At 71.3% G+C, this 16,081-nt stretch carries 14 protein-coding genes; 7 read left to right on the top strand and 7 right to left on the bottom strand.

Translation table 11 applies throughout. The features are described from left to right. Positions 1-254: 254 nt before the first annotated feature. From BHU15_RS04330 to BHU15_RS04310, 5 genes are all read right to left on the bottom strand, one after another. Entirely contained in the window at positions 255-950 is a 696-nt protein-coding gene (locus BHU15_RS04330; protein ID WP_069625932.1) for a hypothetical protein, read from the bottom strand. 280 nt (positions 951-1,230) lie between these two features. Next, complete coding sequence (locus BHU15_RS04325; RefSeq protein ID WP_069625931.1) at positions 1,231-1,950, bottom strand: ABC transporter permease subunit; 720 nt, start codon at positions 1,948-1,950, stop codon at positions 1,231-1,233. A 25-nt stretch (positions 1,951-1,975) separates the two neighbouring features. Next, positions 1,976-2,887, bottom strand: coding sequence for an ABC transporter ATP-binding protein (locus tag BHU15_RS04320; RefSeq protein WP_069625930.1), 912 nt, complete (start codon positions 2,885-2,887; stop codon positions 1,976-1,978). After that, positions 2,884-3,765: an ABC transporter permease gene (locus BHU15_RS04315; RefSeq protein ID WP_023540321.1), complete on the bottom strand. Its 882-nt coding sequence runs from the start codon at positions 3,763-3,765 to the stop codon at positions 2,884-2,886. Before BHU15_RS04315 ends, BHU15_RS04320 begins: the two co-directional genes overlap by 4 nt. Continuing rightward, entirely contained in the window at positions 3,755-4,801 is a 1,047-nt protein-coding gene (locus BHU15_RS04310; RefSeq protein ID WP_171908309.1) for an ABC transporter ATP-binding protein, read from the bottom strand. Before BHU15_RS04310 ends, BHU15_RS04315 begins: the two co-directional genes overlap by 11 nt. 232 nt (positions 4,802-5,033) lie before the next feature. Between BHU15_RS04310 and BHU15_RS04305 the strand changes: the two genes are divergently transcribed. The 7 genes from BHU15_RS04305 to BHU15_RS04275 all read left to right on the top strand — a co-directional run bounded on the left by BHU15_RS04305 (position 5,034) and on the right by BHU15_RS04275 (position 12,476). Beyond that, positions 5,034-5,882 (top strand): M24 family metallopeptidase, encoded by an 849-nt coding sequence (locus BHU15_RS04305; RefSeq protein ID WP_069625928.1) that lies wholly within the window; start codon positions 5,034-5,036, stop codon positions 5,880-5,882. Then, positions 5,882-7,810 carry an SDR family oxidoreductase gene (locus tag BHU15_RS04300; RefSeq protein ID WP_069625927.1) on the top strand — a complete coding sequence of 643 codons (1,929 nt, stop codon included), beginning with the start codon at positions 5,882-5,884 and terminating at the stop codon, positions 7,808-7,810. The genes BHU15_RS04305 and BHU15_RS04300 overlap by 1 nt, the downstream gene beginning before the upstream one ends. Before the next feature lie 83 nt (positions 7,811-7,893). Continuing rightward, entirely contained in the window at positions 7,894-8,778 is an 885-nt protein-coding gene (locus tag BHU15_RS04295) for a metal-dependent hydrolase (RefSeq protein ID WP_069625989.1), read from the top strand. Positions 8,779-8,887: 109 nt separating this feature from the next. Then, entirely contained in the window at positions 8,888-9,799 is a 912-nt protein-coding gene (locus tag BHU15_RS04290) for a MerR family transcriptional regulator (RefSeq protein ID WP_069625988.1), read from the top strand. A gap of 139 nt (positions 9,800-9,938) precedes the next feature. Next, positions 9,939-10,517, top strand: a complete 579-nt coding sequence (locus BHU15_RS04285; protein WP_069625926.1) for an RNA 2'-phosphotransferase — start codon at positions 9,939-9,941, stop codon at positions 10,515-10,517. A gap of 95 nt (positions 10,518-10,612) precedes the next feature. Then, a complete protein-coding gene (locus tag BHU15_RS04280) occupies positions 10,613-11,515 on the top strand; it encodes an LLM class flavin-dependent oxidoreductase (protein ID WP_069625925.1) in 903 nt (300 codons plus the stop codon). A 97-nt stretch (positions 11,516-11,612) separates the two neighbouring features. Continuing rightward, positions 11,613-12,476 carry an HAD family hydrolase gene (locus tag BHU15_RS04275; protein ID WP_069625924.1) on the top strand — a complete coding sequence of 288 codons (864 nt, stop codon included), beginning with the start codon at positions 11,613-11,615 and terminating at the stop codon, positions 12,474-12,476. Here the strand turns inward: BHU15_RS04275 and BHU15_RS04270 are convergent. Together BHU15_RS04270 and cydC are read right to left on the bottom strand one after the other, a co-directional pair. Continuing rightward, a complete protein-coding gene (locus tag BHU15_RS04270; RefSeq protein ID WP_069625923.1) occupies positions 12,473-14,269 on the bottom strand; it encodes a GAF domain-containing sensor histidine kinase in 1,797 nt (598 codons plus the stop codon). The genes BHU15_RS04275 and BHU15_RS04270 overlap by 4 nt on opposite strands. A gap of 49 nt (positions 14,270-14,318) precedes the next feature. After that, positions 14,319-16,081, bottom strand: a 1,763-nt coding sequence (gene cydC, locus BHU15_RS04265; protein WP_069625987.1) for a thiol reductant ABC exporter subunit CydC, incomplete at its 5' end; no start/stop codon positions are given.

Here is a 16,081-nt window from a genome sequence, read left to right as displayed (position 1 = left end):
CCGATCGTCCCGGGGGAAGGGGGCGGTCCGCGCGCGAACGCGCGCTCGAAGCGACCGCCCCCTTGGGCGGGTCACCGTCGGCTGCGCGGAGCGGAAGTGGTTACTCCGGTGCCGGCTCGGGACTGCCCTGTCGGGAACTCGACGGACTCGAACCATCAGTCATCGCCGCGCTCCTCTCCCGGTCCAGTGATACCTGACACCACCACTGTGCACCGGGGCGGGAGTTCGGCGCCACCGAGTTGTTCGCGAACGGATCAGCGGCGCCTACGGCCGCGGCGCAGATCCTTCAACTGATGGACGACGTCGTCCACCCGGGCGTCGACGCGGTTGATGTCCTCGGACATCTGGCACAGCCGGTTGCTGATTGCCGCGACGACCTGGTTGGTGGCGTCGAGCCGCCGGTCCAGGCTGTCGAGCCGGTGCGACATCCGGTTGAGAACCGGCCCCAGTTCCTGGAGCGCCACGCCGACTCCGCCAAGGCACGACTCCACGGCGGTGACGCGGCGGTCGAGGGAGGCGTACGCCTCGCGCCAGCCCTCCTCGGCGTCGAGGAGGTACGTACGGACGCAGCGGGCGATGTCGCTGTCGCGGAGCAGCATCGCGATGTTGAGGACGGTCCGGCGGGTGTGGAGCGTGAGCTGGGTGACCGCCTGTGGATAACTCTCCCCCTTCTCCGTGCCCCATAGTGACACCATGTCACTATGAAAGCGCCGCAGGTCAGGGCCTCGCAGCACTCGCATCCCGTTCTCGGCCAGCTCCGCGCGATGCCGTGCGGTCAACTGCCTGATGACGCCTGTGGATACTTCGAAGTAGCGCGCGACCCCGTCCGTGGTGCAGTGCGCGCCGTCCGGGAGCATGACCAGGGCCTTCACCTTGTCGAGCGCGTCGACGCGCCCCAGATGCTCGACGCGCATGGTGCGCGATTCGAGCAAGGTGACTTCCGATGGCATGGGTGTGCCTTCCGTTCGTGAACCGATGAGGGACGGCCCTCTCCCCGGGCATCAGGGGCGGAGGTCGGCTCACGGTGGCTACTCACTCAATGACCGGTGCGGCTTTCGAGCCGGCTCCGGCAATCCCCAGTTTCACGAACGCTCGACGTCACGAACTCCAGTTGCCTCCACGCACGCGGAACAACGAGCCGATAAACGTACAGTTACGCGGCGACCCCCGCCCGATGGGCGGGGGTCGCGGCGCCGCGCGGCTCAGCGTGCGGCGATGACGAGCCCGCGCTCACTCCTCGCCGGCGAGCGTCAGCGTCCGCAGCTTCTGGCCCGCGTACCACGTCGCGACGACCGTCACCCCGACCAACAGCACGATGGCGAGCGGCAGGCCGACGTCCGACGCGATCAGGCCGTCGCCGGCGGTCCTCTCCGCGACCGCCAGGGACCACTGCTGGACGCTGAGCGTCCGCGCGCCCGCGACCAGGCTGCCGAAGAGCGTCTCCCACACCAGCGCGTACACGAGGCCGATGACGACCGCGTGCCGGCTGACCGTGCCGAGCAGCAGGAACAGGGCGCTGTAGGCGATGGAGGCGACCAGCGCGGCGATGGTGTAGGACACCGCGATCTGCTGGCCGTTGCCGTTGAGGATGAATCCGGCGATGAAGGTGGGGACCGCGGAGAAGACCATCGTCACGGCGATGGCGACGATCAGTTTGGTGAAGATGATCGTCGGCCGTGGCAGCGGCTTCGCCAGCAGGTAGACGATCGAACCGTCGTCGATCTCGGGGCCGATGGCGCCCGTTCCCGCGATCACGCCGATCAGCGGGATCATCGTGGCGAGGGCGAAGCCGCCCAGGACGTCCGACGCGGTCTGGTCGTCCACGCCGCTGAAGGCGCGTACGGCCACGGCGATGAAGATCAGCAGGACCGGCAGGATGAGGAGGACGGCGGCCCGGCGCCGGCCGAGCAGGGCCCGGTAGGTGAGCCGGGCGACTGTGGGGTCGTACATGACGTCACAGCTCCTTTCTGGGCGCTCAGGCCGTTACGAGGTACGAGAAGACGGATTCGAGGGATTCGTCGGACGGCGAGACCGAGAGCAGCCGGATGGAGTGCTCGCGGGCGACCCTCGGCAGCAGTTCGGTGAAGCGCCCGAAGTCGACGGCCTGGATGCGCAGCGCGCCCTCGGTGACGTCGACCTCGATGCCTGCGGTGGAGGGGTCGGCGATCAGCGCGGCGGCGAGGACGCGGTCGTCGCTGGACCGTACGAGATAGCGGTGCGGCCGGTCGGTCATGAGCCGGCGGATCTTGCGGAAGTCGCCGGACGCGGCGTGCCGGCCGGCGACGATCACCTCGATGTGCGCGGCGAGTTGCTCGACCTCCTCAAGGATGTGCGAGGAGAACAGGACCGTACGGCCCGAGTCGCCCATCTTCCGCAGCAGGTCCATCAGTTGCATGCGCTGGCGTGGGTCCATGCCGTTGAACGGCTCGTCCAGGAGCAGCACGGACGGCTCGTGGACGAGCGCGGACGCCATCTTGACGCGCTGGCGCATGCCTTTGCTGTACGTCGCGATCTTGCGGTCCTGCGCGTACTCCATCTCGACGGTGGCGAGCGCCTTGTGGGCCGCCTCCTTACCGAGGCCGTGCAGTTCGGCGTTGGCGACGACGAATTCGAGCCCGGTGAGGAAGTCGTACATGCCCTCCCGCTCGGGGACGATGCCGATCTTGCGGTAGACGGACTCGTTGCGCCAGATCGCGTCGCCGTCGAGGGTGACGCTTCCGTTGGAGGGGGCCAGGAACCCGCCCATCATGTTGATGAGCGTGGACTTGCCCGCGCCGTTGGGTCCGAGCAGCCCGGTAACGCCGGGGCCGACGGTCATCGTGACGTCGTTGACGGCGACGACGTTGCCGAACCAGCGTGACGCGTGCTCGATGTTGATGGTGGTCACAGCCCGACCTTCCGGTAACGGCCCATGAGGACGGCGTACGAGCCGAGGATGAGCGCGAGAACGACCAGCAGATAGACGACACCGACACCGGCCGAGGGGCCCGCCTCGCCGGGGAACGACGAGGTGGCGCCGAGGAACGCGGTCTGTACGCCGTCGATGAGCGTGATGGGTGAGAAGAGGCCGAGCCACTGGACGGCGCCGTCCGCGTCGCTCGCGGAGGCGATGGCCTGGACGGTGGAGACGGCGCCGTAGGTGATGGTCAGTGTGGCGATCACGGCGGCGACGCCGAAGCCGCGGCGCGGGGTGAGGGCGGCCATAACCAGGCCGAGTCCGCCGAAGAGCAGTGAGAGCAGTGCCACGGAGAGGAGCCCCTGGCCGAAGCCCTTGGTCTGGTCGAGGAAGTCCATCTTGGCGAGCAGCGAACCGAGGTAGAGGACCACCAGTGGGGCGGCGGTCAGGATGAAGAGGGAGGAGGCCATCGCGCCGTACTTGGCGAGGACGTAGTCGACGCGCTCGATGGGACGGGAGAAGTACAGCGGCACCGTCTTGAAGCGCAGGTCGCGTGAGACGGACTGCGGCGCCTGGGCGGCCAGGAAGAGCGCGATGATGGCCTGGGTGAAGATCGCGTACCGCGTGTACGAGACCGGCAGGTCCTTGAGGTCGGTGGCGACGGCGACGGCGACCATGATCGCCGCCGGTACGCACATCACGGCGAACAGGATCATCGGCAGGATCTTGGACTTGGCGGACCTGCCGAGGCCGTAGGAGCCGCGCAGGGACTGCGAGTAGAGGGAGCGGCGGGCGTAGGCGCGGCCGAGCCGCGGGCCGTCGTAGTTGCGGTAGCCGATGTTGTGGATCCGGGTGAGGTCAGTGCTCATCGCTGCCGCCTCCCTTCTGAAGTGCGAGTTCCGCGGTGCCGCTCTGGGCCGGTACGGGCTGCCCGTCGGGGCCGGCCGGGGCGGCGCCCTTCGAGGCGTCCTTCGTACGGAAGACCTCCGCGATGTGGTGGCGGCGCTGTTCCATCCGTACGAGGCCGAGCCCGAGTCCGGCGACGGTGTCGCGTACGACGTCGTACGTCTCCTCGCCCGTCGCCTCGATGAGCAGGATGTGGCCGGCGCCAGGCAGGCCGTCCTCCTCGCCCAGGTGGAGCGAGAGCCCGGCCGCGGTGAGGGCCTCGCGCAGGGCGCGGGTGCCGTCGGGGTGGGTGTCGGTGTCGGTGACCTCGACGGCGAGCGTCGCCGTGTTCTGCGTGAAGTCGCTCGTGGAGCTGGAGCGCAGCAGCGTGCCGCCGTCGATGACGACGACATGGTCACAGGTGCGTTCGAGCTCGCCGAGGAGGTGCGAGGTCACGAGGACGGAGATGCCGAAGTCGGTGTACACGCGGCGGATCAGGTTGAGCATCTCGTCGCGGCCGACGGGGTCGAGGCCGTTCGTCGGCTCGTCGAGGAGGACGAGTTTGGGGTCGTGGACCAGTGCCTGCGCGAGTTTGACGCGCTGCTTCATGCCGGTCGAGTAGCCGCCGATGGGGCGGTACCGCTCCTCGTACAGGCCGACGTGGCGCAGTGTGTCCGCGGTGCGTTCGCGGGCGGCGGTCGGGGGGAGTCCGGACATGCGCGCCATGTGGACGACGAGTTCGGTCGCCGAGACGTCGGGCGGCAGGCAGTCGTGCTCGGGCATGTATCCGACGCTCTCGCGGATGGCGGCGCCGTCGGTGGCGACGTCGAACCCGAGCACGGTGGCCCGGCCTTCCGTGGCGGGGGACAGACCCAGCAGGATCTTGATCATGGTGGACTTGCCGGCTCCGTTGGCACCCACCAGACCGGTCACGCCCGGTCCGATGTCCAAGGAGAGCCGGTCAAGCGCGGTTACCCGGGGGAACCGCTTACTCAGGCCTTCAGTAGCGATCACAGTCACGTTTAAGACGGTAGTGGCGCACCCCACAGCGGACGTCAGCCCTGGCGGCTGTCTCGGGGTCCGCCTTGAGGCGTACGGACCCGTAAGGGCAGCATAAAAAGTTATGCCGAAAGTTATGGGGGCGGAGAGTTTTCCACAGGCTGGACGCGGGCCTTGACGCAGCCGCCGGACATTGTCACATTCATCAGTGTCACGTTACGAACGCGTAGCGCGATCGGGTCGGAGGTGCGGCATGGCTTCAGCGTTGACGGGCGAACGGGCCGCGGAGCTGCGGGGATTCAGCTCCGCGCAGCGGCTGGCCTACGAGTGCGCCGAAGCGGTGGCCGCGCGCCTGCGGCCGGGGGTCACGGAGCGCGAGGCCGCCCGGATGCAGCGCGACTGGTTGCGGGCGCGCGGGGTGCGCGACTGGTTCCATCTGCCCTTCGCCTGGTTCGGGGACCGTACGGCCTTCACGGGGTTCCGGATCCCGCTCCAGTTCTTCCCCACCAACCGGAGGCTGGAGGAGGGGATGCCGTTCATCCTCGATCTGGCGCCGGTCCACCGGGGTTTCCCCGCCGACGTCGGGTATTCGGGCTGTCTGGGCCCCGGCCCACACCCGCTGCACGACAAACTCCTCGCCGATCTTCAGGCGCACCGCGAGCTGCTGCTGCGCGAGGTGCGCGAGCGCCGCCCGCTGCGGGAGATATACGAGGACGTGGACCGGCTGATGGTCCGCCAGGGATACGAGAACAGACACCGGGCCTACCCCTTCGGGGTGATCGCCCACAAGATCGGCCGTGTGAGCGACCGGCGCTGGTCGCCGCATGTCCTCGGTTTCGGTACGCAGGCGCTCAAGGGCCTGGCGAGCGACGCGCTGCACGGGCACCGGGACGGCTGGTCACCGCTGTGGAGCCCGTACAGATTCTCCGACCACCCGCCCAGACCGGGGCTGTGGGCGGTGGAGCCGCACCTCGGATTCCGGGGTACGGGCGCCAAGTTCGAGGAAATCCTGGTGGTCACCGACTCCGGGGACCCGGCCGAGAGCGCGTTCTGGCTGGATGACGATCTGCCGCATGTGCGGCGTTGGGCGAAGGGTGCGTGATGTCGCTTCAGTCAGTTCCGTCTGTTCCGTCGCCGTCGGGCAGGCCCGTGGAGGTGCGTGAGCGCCGGGTGCGCACGGGCGGGATCGAGCTGTGCGTGGCCGAGCTGGGTGACCCGCGGCGGCCGACGGTCCTGCTCGTGCACGGGTATCCCGACAGCAAAGAGGTCTGGTCCCAGGTCGCGGAGCGGCTCGCCGAGCGGTTCCATGTGGTGCTGTACGACGTCCGGGGCCACGGCGGGTCGACGGCCCCGAAGCCACTGCGCGGCGGCTTCACCCTGGAGAAGCTGACGGACGACTTCCTGGCGGTCGCCGACGCGGTGAGCCCGGACCGGCCGGTCCATCTGGTGGGCCACGACTGGGGGTCCGTACAGGGCTGGGAGTTCGTGACCGTACGGCGCACGAAGGGCCGTATCGCCTCCTTCACCTCGATGTCGGGACCGTCGCTGGACCACTTCGGGCACTGGATCAAACGCCGGATGACCCGCCCCACCCCGCGCGCGCTGGGCCAACTGCTCGGTCAGGGCGCCAAGTCCTGGTACGTGTATCTGCTGCACACGCCGGTGCTGCCCGAGCTGGCATGGCGCGGGCCGCTCGGCAGGCGGTGGCCGAAGATCCTCGACCGGTTCGAGAAGGTGCCGCCGGCGCGGGCGGACGCGGGGGGCACGGGGAGCGCGGGCGCGTATCCGACCGCCTCACTGCCGGAGGACGCGGCGCACGGCGCCTGGCTCTACCGGGACAACATCAACGCCCGGCTGCGCCGACCACGGGCCGACGCGCACGCGCACGTGCCGGTCCAGCTGATCACCCCGACCGGTGACGCCTTCCTCTCCGAGCGGCTCTACGACGACCTGGAGCGGTGGGTGCCCCAGCTGGTACGCCGTACGCTCCCCGCCAAGCACTGGGTGCCGCGTACGCGACCGGATCAACTGGCTTTCTGGATCACCGAGTTCGTCAGCGCGCACGAGCCCGAGCCGGAGAGCGCGAAGGACGGGGACGGCGGGGACGACGCGGCCGGCGACGCGGTGGCTGTCGGGCCGGCCGGCAAGGCGCGCCGGGAGAGCCGGGCCCGCCGGGCGCGGGACCTGGTGGCGAGCGGCCCCTACGGGGAGCGGTTCGGCGGGCAGCTCGTCCTGGTGACCGGCGCGGCGAGCGGCATCGGACGGGCCACCGCTTTCGCGTTCGCCGAGTCGGGCGCCCGCGTCGTCGTGGTCGACCGCGACGGTGAAGGGACCGCCAGGACCGCCGAGATGGCCCGGCTGATCGGCGCGCCACGGGCGTGGGCCGAGACCGTCGACGTCGGCGACGAGGAGGCGATGGAGAAGCTGGCCGAGAAGGTCGCCGCCGAGTACGGCACGGTGGACGTCCTGGTGAACAACGCGGGGATCGGGCTCTCGGGGCCGTTCCTGGACACCACGAGCGAGGACTGGAAGAAGGTCCTGGACGTCAATCTCTGGGGCGTCATCCACGGCTGCCGGATATTCGGTGGCCAGATGGCGGCGCGCGGACAGGGCGGCCACATCGTCAACACCGCGTCGGCCGCCGCCTATCAGCCCTCGCGCGCGCTGCCCGCCTACAGCACCTCCAAGGCGGCGGTGCTGATGCTCAGCGAGTGCCTGCGCGCCGAGCTGGCCGGGCAGGGCATCGGGGTCAGCGCCATCTGCCCCGGCTTCGTCAACACCGCCATCACGTCCACCGCCCGGTTCACCGGGGTGTCGGCGGAGGAGGAGAAGCGACGGAGGAAGCGGACCGCACGGCTGTACGGGCTGCGCAACTACCCGCCGGAGAAGGTCGCCGACGCGATCCTGCGCGCCGTCGTCCGCAACGAGGCCGTCGTACCGGTCACGCCGGAGGCCCGCGGCGCCCGGCTGCTGTCCCGCTTCGCGCCCAGGACGCTGCGCGCGATCGCCCGTCTGGAGCCACCGCTGTGACCGCCGACGAAGACGACAGGACGAATGCCGGGGAGGCCGGGGATGCCGGGCGGGACGGCGACGGTCCGGGCGAGCAGTACGTCATCGCGCCCCGGCGCGTGTCGTTCGACTGGCGCGGGACCGCGCTGCACTGGATACCGGACGAGCCCACCGCCACGCACGTCGTCAACGTGCTGCATCTGCTGCTCCCCGCTGGCGAGCGCTGGTTCGTCAAGGTCTTCAAGGAGGCCCTGCCACTGGTCGACGACCCGGTGCTGCTCAAGGACGTCAAGGGCTTCATGGGCCAGGAGGCCACGCACAGCGTGCAGCACGCGTATGTGCTGAACCACCTGGCGGAGCAGCGGCTGGACACCGAGCCGTACACGCGGCACGTCGACTATCTCTTCGAGGTGCTCCTCGGCGAGAAGCCGCCGTTCGGAGTGCCGTGGCCGCCGAAGGACTGGCTGCGCTTCCGGTTGGGGATCGTCGCGGCGATAGAGCAGTTCACGGCGGTCCTGGGGGACTGGGTGCTGCGCGCCGACGCGCTGGACGACGCGGGCGCCGACGAGATCATGCTCGACCTGCTGCGCTGGCACGGCGCCGAGGAGGTCGAACACCGGGCGGTGGCCTTCGACATGTACCAGCACTGCGGCGGCCCCGATCCGGTGCGCTACGCCCGCCGCCTGGAGACGATGATCGTCGCGGCGCCGGTGATGGTCTGGTTCTGGGCGCGGGGGGCGGCGTATCTGATCCGGCACGACCCGCAGCTGGCCGGCCGGCTGCGCTACTCGCTGCGCGAGCACAACCGCGCTGTGGCCAAGGGCCTGTTGCCCACCTGGCGGGAGCTGGGTTCGGCGGTGCCCCGCTACTTCCGGCGGTCGTACCATCCCTCGCAGGAGGGTTCGCTCCGCAGGGCCGTCGACTATCTGGCGACCTCGCCCGCGGCCCGCGCGGCGGCCGGGGCGGTCGGCCGCGCCGCCCTGGGTTAGCGCCGTGCCGGGGGCCGAGGGAGGAATGAGCGTGCCGGAGAACGCGGATACGGCGGCGGGGACGGCGAGGACCCCCACCGGTGGTGGCACGGGCCGTGGCCGGTACCGGATCGAGGATCTGGCGCACGCGAGCGGCGCCACGGTCCGGACCATCCGCGGCTACCAGGACCGCGGCCTGCTCCCCGCCCCGGAGCGGCGGGGCCGCGCCAATGTGTACGGGGACCCGCATCTGACCCGGCTGCGGCAGATCGCCGACCTCCTCGAACGGGGCTACACGCTCGCGTCCATCAAGGAGCTGCTGGAGGCATGGGACGCCGGGCGCGGTCTCGGCGGCGTGCTCGGCCTGGTCACCGAGGTGCACGGCCCGTGGAGCGACGAGCGGGCCGCCCGGATCAGCCGCGCCGAGCTGGACGAGCGGTTCGGCGGCTCCCCCGACGAGGCGGCGCTCGCCGAGGCGGTGGAGCTTGGCGTACTGGAGCGGGTCCCCGGGCGGGACGACGAGTTCCTCGTACCGAGCCCTCAAGAGCTCGCGGTGGCAGCCGAGTTGTACGCGGCCGGGGTGCCGCTGGCCGCGATCTCCGCCCATCTGCGGGAACTTCGCGGACAGGTCGAGCACATCGCCGAGCGATTCATGGAGTTCACGACCGAGCACGTCTTCGCGCGGTATCTGGGTCATCGCCCACCGACGGAGGCGGACGCCGCCGAGGCGGTGACGCTCGTACGCCGTCTGCGCCCCCTCGCGCGGCAGACGGTCGACGCCGAACTGGCGCGCGCGATGCGGCTGTTCGCGACCCGGCATCTCCAGCGGCACCTGCTGGTGGAGGACCCGGAGCCGACGGGCCCGGAGACCCGTTCCGTGGCCCTGCCCGCCGGGACGATCAACGCGGTGCGGGCGCTGGTTGGCGAGGAGAACGCCCCGGCGTTCATCGCGGCGGCGGCCGAACGAGAGGTGCGGGCAAGGGAGTTGGACGTGCTCACCACAACCCACAGACAGAGCGGCCAAATTGATCAAATCGGTTAATTGAAGAGGAGGTTGTCCACAGAATCGCCAACCAGCCTGTGGATAAGTCAAGTTGACTGTGGATCAAACATTTCAGCACTGATCATTTTCGGACCGAAACAAGTGGCGCCCTTCCGACGCCACCGGGCACGCTGTGCGCATGACCACATCACGCACGACCCCGGGCGCGGGAACGCCCGACGAGCGACGCACCGTGAAGGTGTCGAAGTACCTCTCCAAGCATCTGCGGCACCAGCCCGAGCGGATCGGACTCACGCTCGACCCGAACGGCTGGGTGGAGGTCGACGCGCTGCTGCGCGCCACCGCCGACCACCGGTTCCCCGTCACCCGCGCCGAGCTGGACCACGTCGTGGCCGTCAACGACAAGCGGCGCTTCACCATCGAGGGCAGCCGGATCCGCGCCAACCAGGGTCACACCGTCGAGGTCGACCTGGACCTGCCGCCGGCCGAGCCGCCCGCGTACCTCTACCACGGCACCGTCGCCCGCAGTCTCGACGCGATCCGCGCCGAGGGCCTGCGGCCCATGGCCCGCCACCACGTCCATCTCTCCCCCGACCGCGAGACGGCGACCCGCGTCGGCGCCCGCCGCGGCCGGCCCGTGGTGCTGCCCGTGGACTCGGGCGCGATGCACCGCGACGGCCACATCTTCCGGGTGAGCGCCAACGGCGTCTGGCTCGCCGACGCCGTACCGCCGCGCTACCTCCGCTTCGGCGGCTGAGCCGCCACGAGGCGGTCGGTACGCGGAGCGCGTGGCCTGGTGGCACGATCGGCGGGCAGTGCGGTGAGACATGCGGTGAGACGTAGGCTCGGAGCATGAGTCTGCGCCTGAGCACCGTGATCCTCCCTGTCGACCGCTGGCACGAAGGGGGCCGTGCGAAGTGGCAGCGCGCCGAGGAACTCGGCTTCCACGCGGCGTACACCTACGACCACCTCTCCTGGCGCACCTTCCGCGACGGCCCCTGGTTCGGGGCCCTGCCCACCCTCACCGCCGCCGCCACGGCCACCGACCGCCTCCGCCTGGGCACCCTCGTCACGTCGCCGAACTTCCGCCACCCCGTGACGCTCGCCAAGGAATTGATCTCCCTCGACGACATCTCCGGCGGGCGGATCACGCTCGGGATCGGTGCGGGCGGGAACGGCTTCGACGCGACGGCGCTCGGGCAGGAGGCGTGGACTCCGCGTGAGCGCGCCGACAGGTTCGGCGAGTTCGTCCCCCTTCTCGACCAGCTGCTCACCGAAGGGGCGGTCACCGAGCACGGGGCCCGCTACTCCGCCGTCGAGGCGCGCAACATCCCCGGCTGCGTCCAGCGCCCCCGGCTCCCCTTCGCCGTCGCCGCCACCGGCCCGCGCGGGCTGAAGCTCGCCGCGCGCCACGGCCAGGCGTGGGTGACCACCGGCGACCCGAGCCTGTACGAGGAGGGCACCCCGCAGCAGTCGGTGGAGGCGATCCGCGGCCAGGTCGAGAAGCTCGGCGGCGCCTGCGCGGAGATCGGGCGCGACGTGGCCGAGCTGGAGAAGATCCTGCTCACCGGCTTCACCCCGGACCGGCGCCGCCCGCTGGATTCCGTGGACGAGTTCGTCGACTTCGCGGGCCGGCACCAGGAGCTCGGCATCACGGAACTGGTGGTCCACTGGCCGGTCCCCGATTCGGACTTCGCCGTGGACCAGGTGGTCTTCGAGAAGATCGTCACCGAGGCCCCCGCCCAGCTGCGCTGAACCGCTTCCCGGCCAAAGCCCGTGGGCGTACGAGAGAGAGGTCTCATATGTGCGCCCCTCCGCACTCCCGTGCACATGTGTGCGGGAGGATGGGCGGGTGACCTCAGCTACCGATTCCCCGCTTCCCGCCCGTCCCCGGCTGATCGCCACCGATCTTGACGGAACGTTGCTGCGCGACGACAAGACCGTCTCCGACCGCACCGTCGCCGCGCTCGCCGCAGCCGAGGAGGCCGGGATCGAGGTCTTCTTCGTCACCGGGCGGCCGGTGAAGTGGATGGGCGTCGTCAGCGACCATGTGCACCGGCACGGTCTCGCGATCTGCGCCAACGGCGCCGTCGTCGTCGATCTGCACGGTGGTGAGAAGCTGGTCAAGGTCCGCGGCCTGGACCGGGCCGCCGCGCTCGACGTCGTACAGGCCCTGCGGGACGCGGCGCCGGGCACGGTTTTCGCCGTCGAGAAGACGACGAGCTTCGGCTACGAGCCGCTGTACCCGCCCTTCCAGGACGACCCGGGCACGGAGGTCGCCCCGGCGGAGAAGCTTCTTCAGGAGGCGGGGGAGGCCGACGGCGACGCGGTGGTCAAGCTGCTGGCGCACCACCCGACCCTGACGCCGGACAGCTTCCTCACCCTGGCCCGTACGACCGCCGGCCACCTCGCGTCCGTCACGCGCTCCAGCCCGACCGCGCTGCTCGAAATCAGCGGCCTCGGGGTGAGCAAGGCGAGCACGCTGGCGCTCTGCTGCGCCGAGCGCGGCATCTCCTCCGACGAGGTCGTCGCCTTCGGGGACATGCCGAACGACGTGGAGATGCTGGGCTGGGCCGGTACGTCGTACGCGATGGGCAACGCGCACCCGGACGTGATCGCGGCGGCGTCGGGGCGGACCGTGGCGAACAACGAGGACGGGGTCGCGGTGATCATCGAGCAGCTGGTGGCACGTGCGCGGACGCGGGACACGGCCTAGAGCGGGGCCTGCCAGATCACCGTCGTACCGCCGCCGTCCTCCGCCAGACCCGGTCCGACCTCGCTCGATCCGCCGAGCGACTCGGCACGCCGCCGCAGATTCCGCAGGCCACTGCGTCGGCCGCCCTCCGGGATGCCCACGCCGTCGTCGGCGACCGACAGGCGTACGGCGGGTGTGCCGTCGGGCAGTTCGGCGTTCGCGTCCACCGTGACCTCGATCCGGGACGCCCGCGCGTGCCGGAAGGTGTTGGAGAGGGCTTCGCGGAGCGCCGCGATGAGGTTCTTGCCGGTGAGTTCACCGACCGACGAGTCGATCGCGCCGGCGAAGCGGTGGGTGGGCCTGAAGCCGAGCGGCACGGCCGCCATGTTGATCTCGCGCAGTACGCGGGTGCGCAGCCCGGACGGTGCCTCGGCCGGGCCCTGCTGCAGGGCGAAGATGGCCGTACGGATCTCCTGGATGGTGACGTCCAGTTCGTCGACGGCCTTGCCGACGCCCGCCCGCACCTCGGGCACCTGCGACTGCCGCTGCGCGGTCTCCAGCATCATCCCTGCGGCGTACAGGCGCTGGATGACCAGGTCGTGGAGGTCGCGGGCGATCCGGTCGCGGTCCTCGAACACCGCGATCCGTTCCCGGTCGCGCTGCGCCTCGGCCATCATCAGGGCGAGTGCCGCCTGCGAGGCGAACTGGGTGGCGAGGGTGCGTTCCGCCTCGGTGAAGGGGCGGGCGCCGATCGCGCGGGGTGTCACGAGTACGCCGAGCACCCGGCCGTCGCTGTGCAGGGGCAGCATCATGGCCGGGCCGTAGCGGGCGGACAGCGGGGAGATGAGGCGCGGGTCGGTGCTGGAGTCCGTCACATGGACGGACTCGCCCGTCAGCAGCTTGGCGACCACCGGGCTGCGGGCCGGGACGCGGGTGCCGATGGACACGTCCGTGGTGTCGGACGAGACGGCGACCACCTCCAGTCCGCCTTCGGGCGTGGGCAGCATGACGATGCCGGCCGCGGAGTCGGCGAGCCTGCGGGCGTGTTCGGCGACGACGGTGAGGGCGTGCTGTGCGTGGTGGCTGAAGTCGGCGTGAACGGCGGTGTCCGCGTGCTCGGCGTGGCCGTGGTCGTGGTCGTCGGGACCTGTGGGTTCTTCCGCGTCCTCGGTGCCCGCGCCGGAGAGCAGGGCGGTCGTGACGGCGACCGAGCCGTCGATCCAGCGCTCGCGCTGCCGGGCCGCCTCGTACAGCCGCGCGTTGCCGATGGCGAGGCCCGCCTCGGTGGCCAGGACCCGCACCATGTGCTGGTCGTGGTCGGTGAATTCGGCGCCGTCGTGCTTCTCGCAGAGGTAGAGATTCCCGAGGATCTCGCCCTGGACGCGGATGGGTACGCCGAGGAACGTCCGCATCGGCGGGTGGTGCGGCGGGAATCCGGCCGACCGCGGATCGGCGGTGAGGTCCGCGAGCCGGAGGGGTTCGGGGTGGCGGATGAGTTCGCCGAGCAGTCCGGTGTGGCCGTCCGGGCGGCGGCCGATCCGCCGGGCGGTCTCGGGGTCCACGCCGAAGGTGACGAAGTCCGAGAGACCGCCGCCCGCCTCGCCCACGACGCCGAGCGCGGCGTAGCGGGCGCCGACGAGACGGGCCGCCGTCTCGCAGATCCGGTCGAGGGTGGCGTGCAGTTCGAGACCGGTGCCGACGGAGCGCATCGCTTCGAGCAGTTGCGGGACGCGGGCGGTGAGTTCGGTGGACAGGCCCTGGAGCCGCCGGGCGTCGTCGGTCTCCGCACGGTCCTGGGGTTCGGGCGCTGTCATAGCCTTGACCCTAGTTAGTCCCATTTGGGATGGAAAGTCGGTCGCCGGATCACACGGGCTGCCCCACGAGCCCGCCGACCGGTCCCCGCTCCCGCTCCCACATCCTGCGCAGCGGCCCCTCCACCGCGACCAGCTCGGCGTACGGCCCGCGCTGCGCCACCCGCCCGCCGTCCAGCACGATCACCTCGTCGACCGCGTCGAGTCCCTGGAGCCGGTGGGTGATGAGCAGCGTCGTACGCCCCTCGGTCACGGCCAGCAGGTCCGCCGTCAGCGCGTCGGCCGTGGGCAGGTCGAGGTGTTCGGCGGGCTCGTCCAGTACGAGGACGGGGAAGTCGGCGAGGAGCGCGCGGGCCAGCGCCAGGCGCTGCCGCTGCCCCCCGGAGAGCCGCGCGCCGTGCTCGCCGACGAGGGTGTCCAGGCCGACGGGCAGACCGTCCACCCAGTCCAGCAGGCGGGCGCGGCGCAGGGCGTCGCGGAGGTCGTCGTCGGTCGCGTCCCTGCGGGCGAGGGCGAGGTTCTCACGTACGGAACTGTCGAAGAGGTGCGCGTCCTGCGCGCACAGCCCGACGAAGCGGCGCACCGTGTCGCCGTCCAGCGCCGCCGCGTCCGTGCCACCGAGCCGGACGCCGCCCTCGCGTGCGTCCAGGAAACGCAGCAGGACCTGCGCGAGGGTCGTCTTGCCGGCGCCGGACGGCCCCACGACGGCCACCCGCTTCCCGGCGGTCAGCGTCAGGTCGACGCCGGTGAGCGCGTCGCGCTCCTGCCCCGCGTACCGGGCCGAGAGCCCACGTACCTCCAGCGGGAACGGGGTCTCGGGAGCCGCGGCCGGGTGGGCGGGCTCGCGTACGGGGACGGGCGCGTCCAGCACCTCGCAGACCCGCTCGGCGCTGCGGGCGGCCCGCTGCCGGTACTGCACGGCGAGCGGCAGACCGGCGACCGCCTCGAACGCGGCGAGCGGGGTGAGTACGACGACGGCCAGCGCGACACCTTCGAGCCGCCCGTCGTGTACGGCGCCCACACCGGCGTACGCGGCTGCCGCCACGGTCAGGCCGCAGATCAGCGCGGACAGGCCACCGCCGAGTGCGGTGGCGGCGGCGCCGCGCGAGGCGATGGCCGTCAGCGTCGCGTCGGCGTCGCGGGCCGCGCGGACACGGCTCCGGAGCGCGCCGGCGACGGTCAGTTCGGCGCAGCCGTCGAGGAGTTCGGCGACCCGGTTCGCCAACAGGCCGCGCGCGGGGGCGAGTCGCCGCTCGGCACGGCGCGCTCGGGCGCCGCTCACCAGCGGCACGCAGACGCCTGCGGCGAGCAGCCCGACGGCCAGCACGGCGCCCGCCTCGGGAAGCAGCCAGGCGGTGAACCCGACGGCGCCCGCGCCGACGAGCACGGCGGAACCGACGGGCAGCAGCCAGCGGAGCCAGTAGTCCTGGAGGGCGTCGACGTCGGCGACGAGCCGGGAGAGCAGATCGCCGCGACGGGCCTCGCGCAGGCCGGCGGGGGCGAGCCGTTCGAGCCGCCGGTAGACGGAGACGCGCAGGTCGGCGAGCATCCGCAGCACGGCGTCGTGGGAGACGAGCCGCTCGGCGTACCGGAAGACGGCGCGCCCGATCCCGAAGGCGCGGGTCGCGGTGACGGCGACCATCAGATACAGCACGGGCGGCTGCTCGGACGCACGCGAGATGAGCCACCCGGAAACGGCCATGAGCCCCACGGCGGACCCGAGCGCCAGACTCCCCAGCACCAGGGCCAGCACGAACCGCCCCCGCAACCGCCCGACGGCGGCACGCATCCGCGCGAGGGGGTGCGCGGGGCGGT

The sequence above is a fragment of the Streptomyces niveus genome (assembly GCF_001723055.1).
GTDB lineage: Bacteria > Actinomycetota > Actinomycetes > Streptomycetales > Streptomycetaceae > Streptomyces > Streptomyces niveus.
The sequence above is the reverse complement of the archived record's forward strand: the minus strand, read 5'-3'. Positions and strand labels throughout refer to the sequence as shown.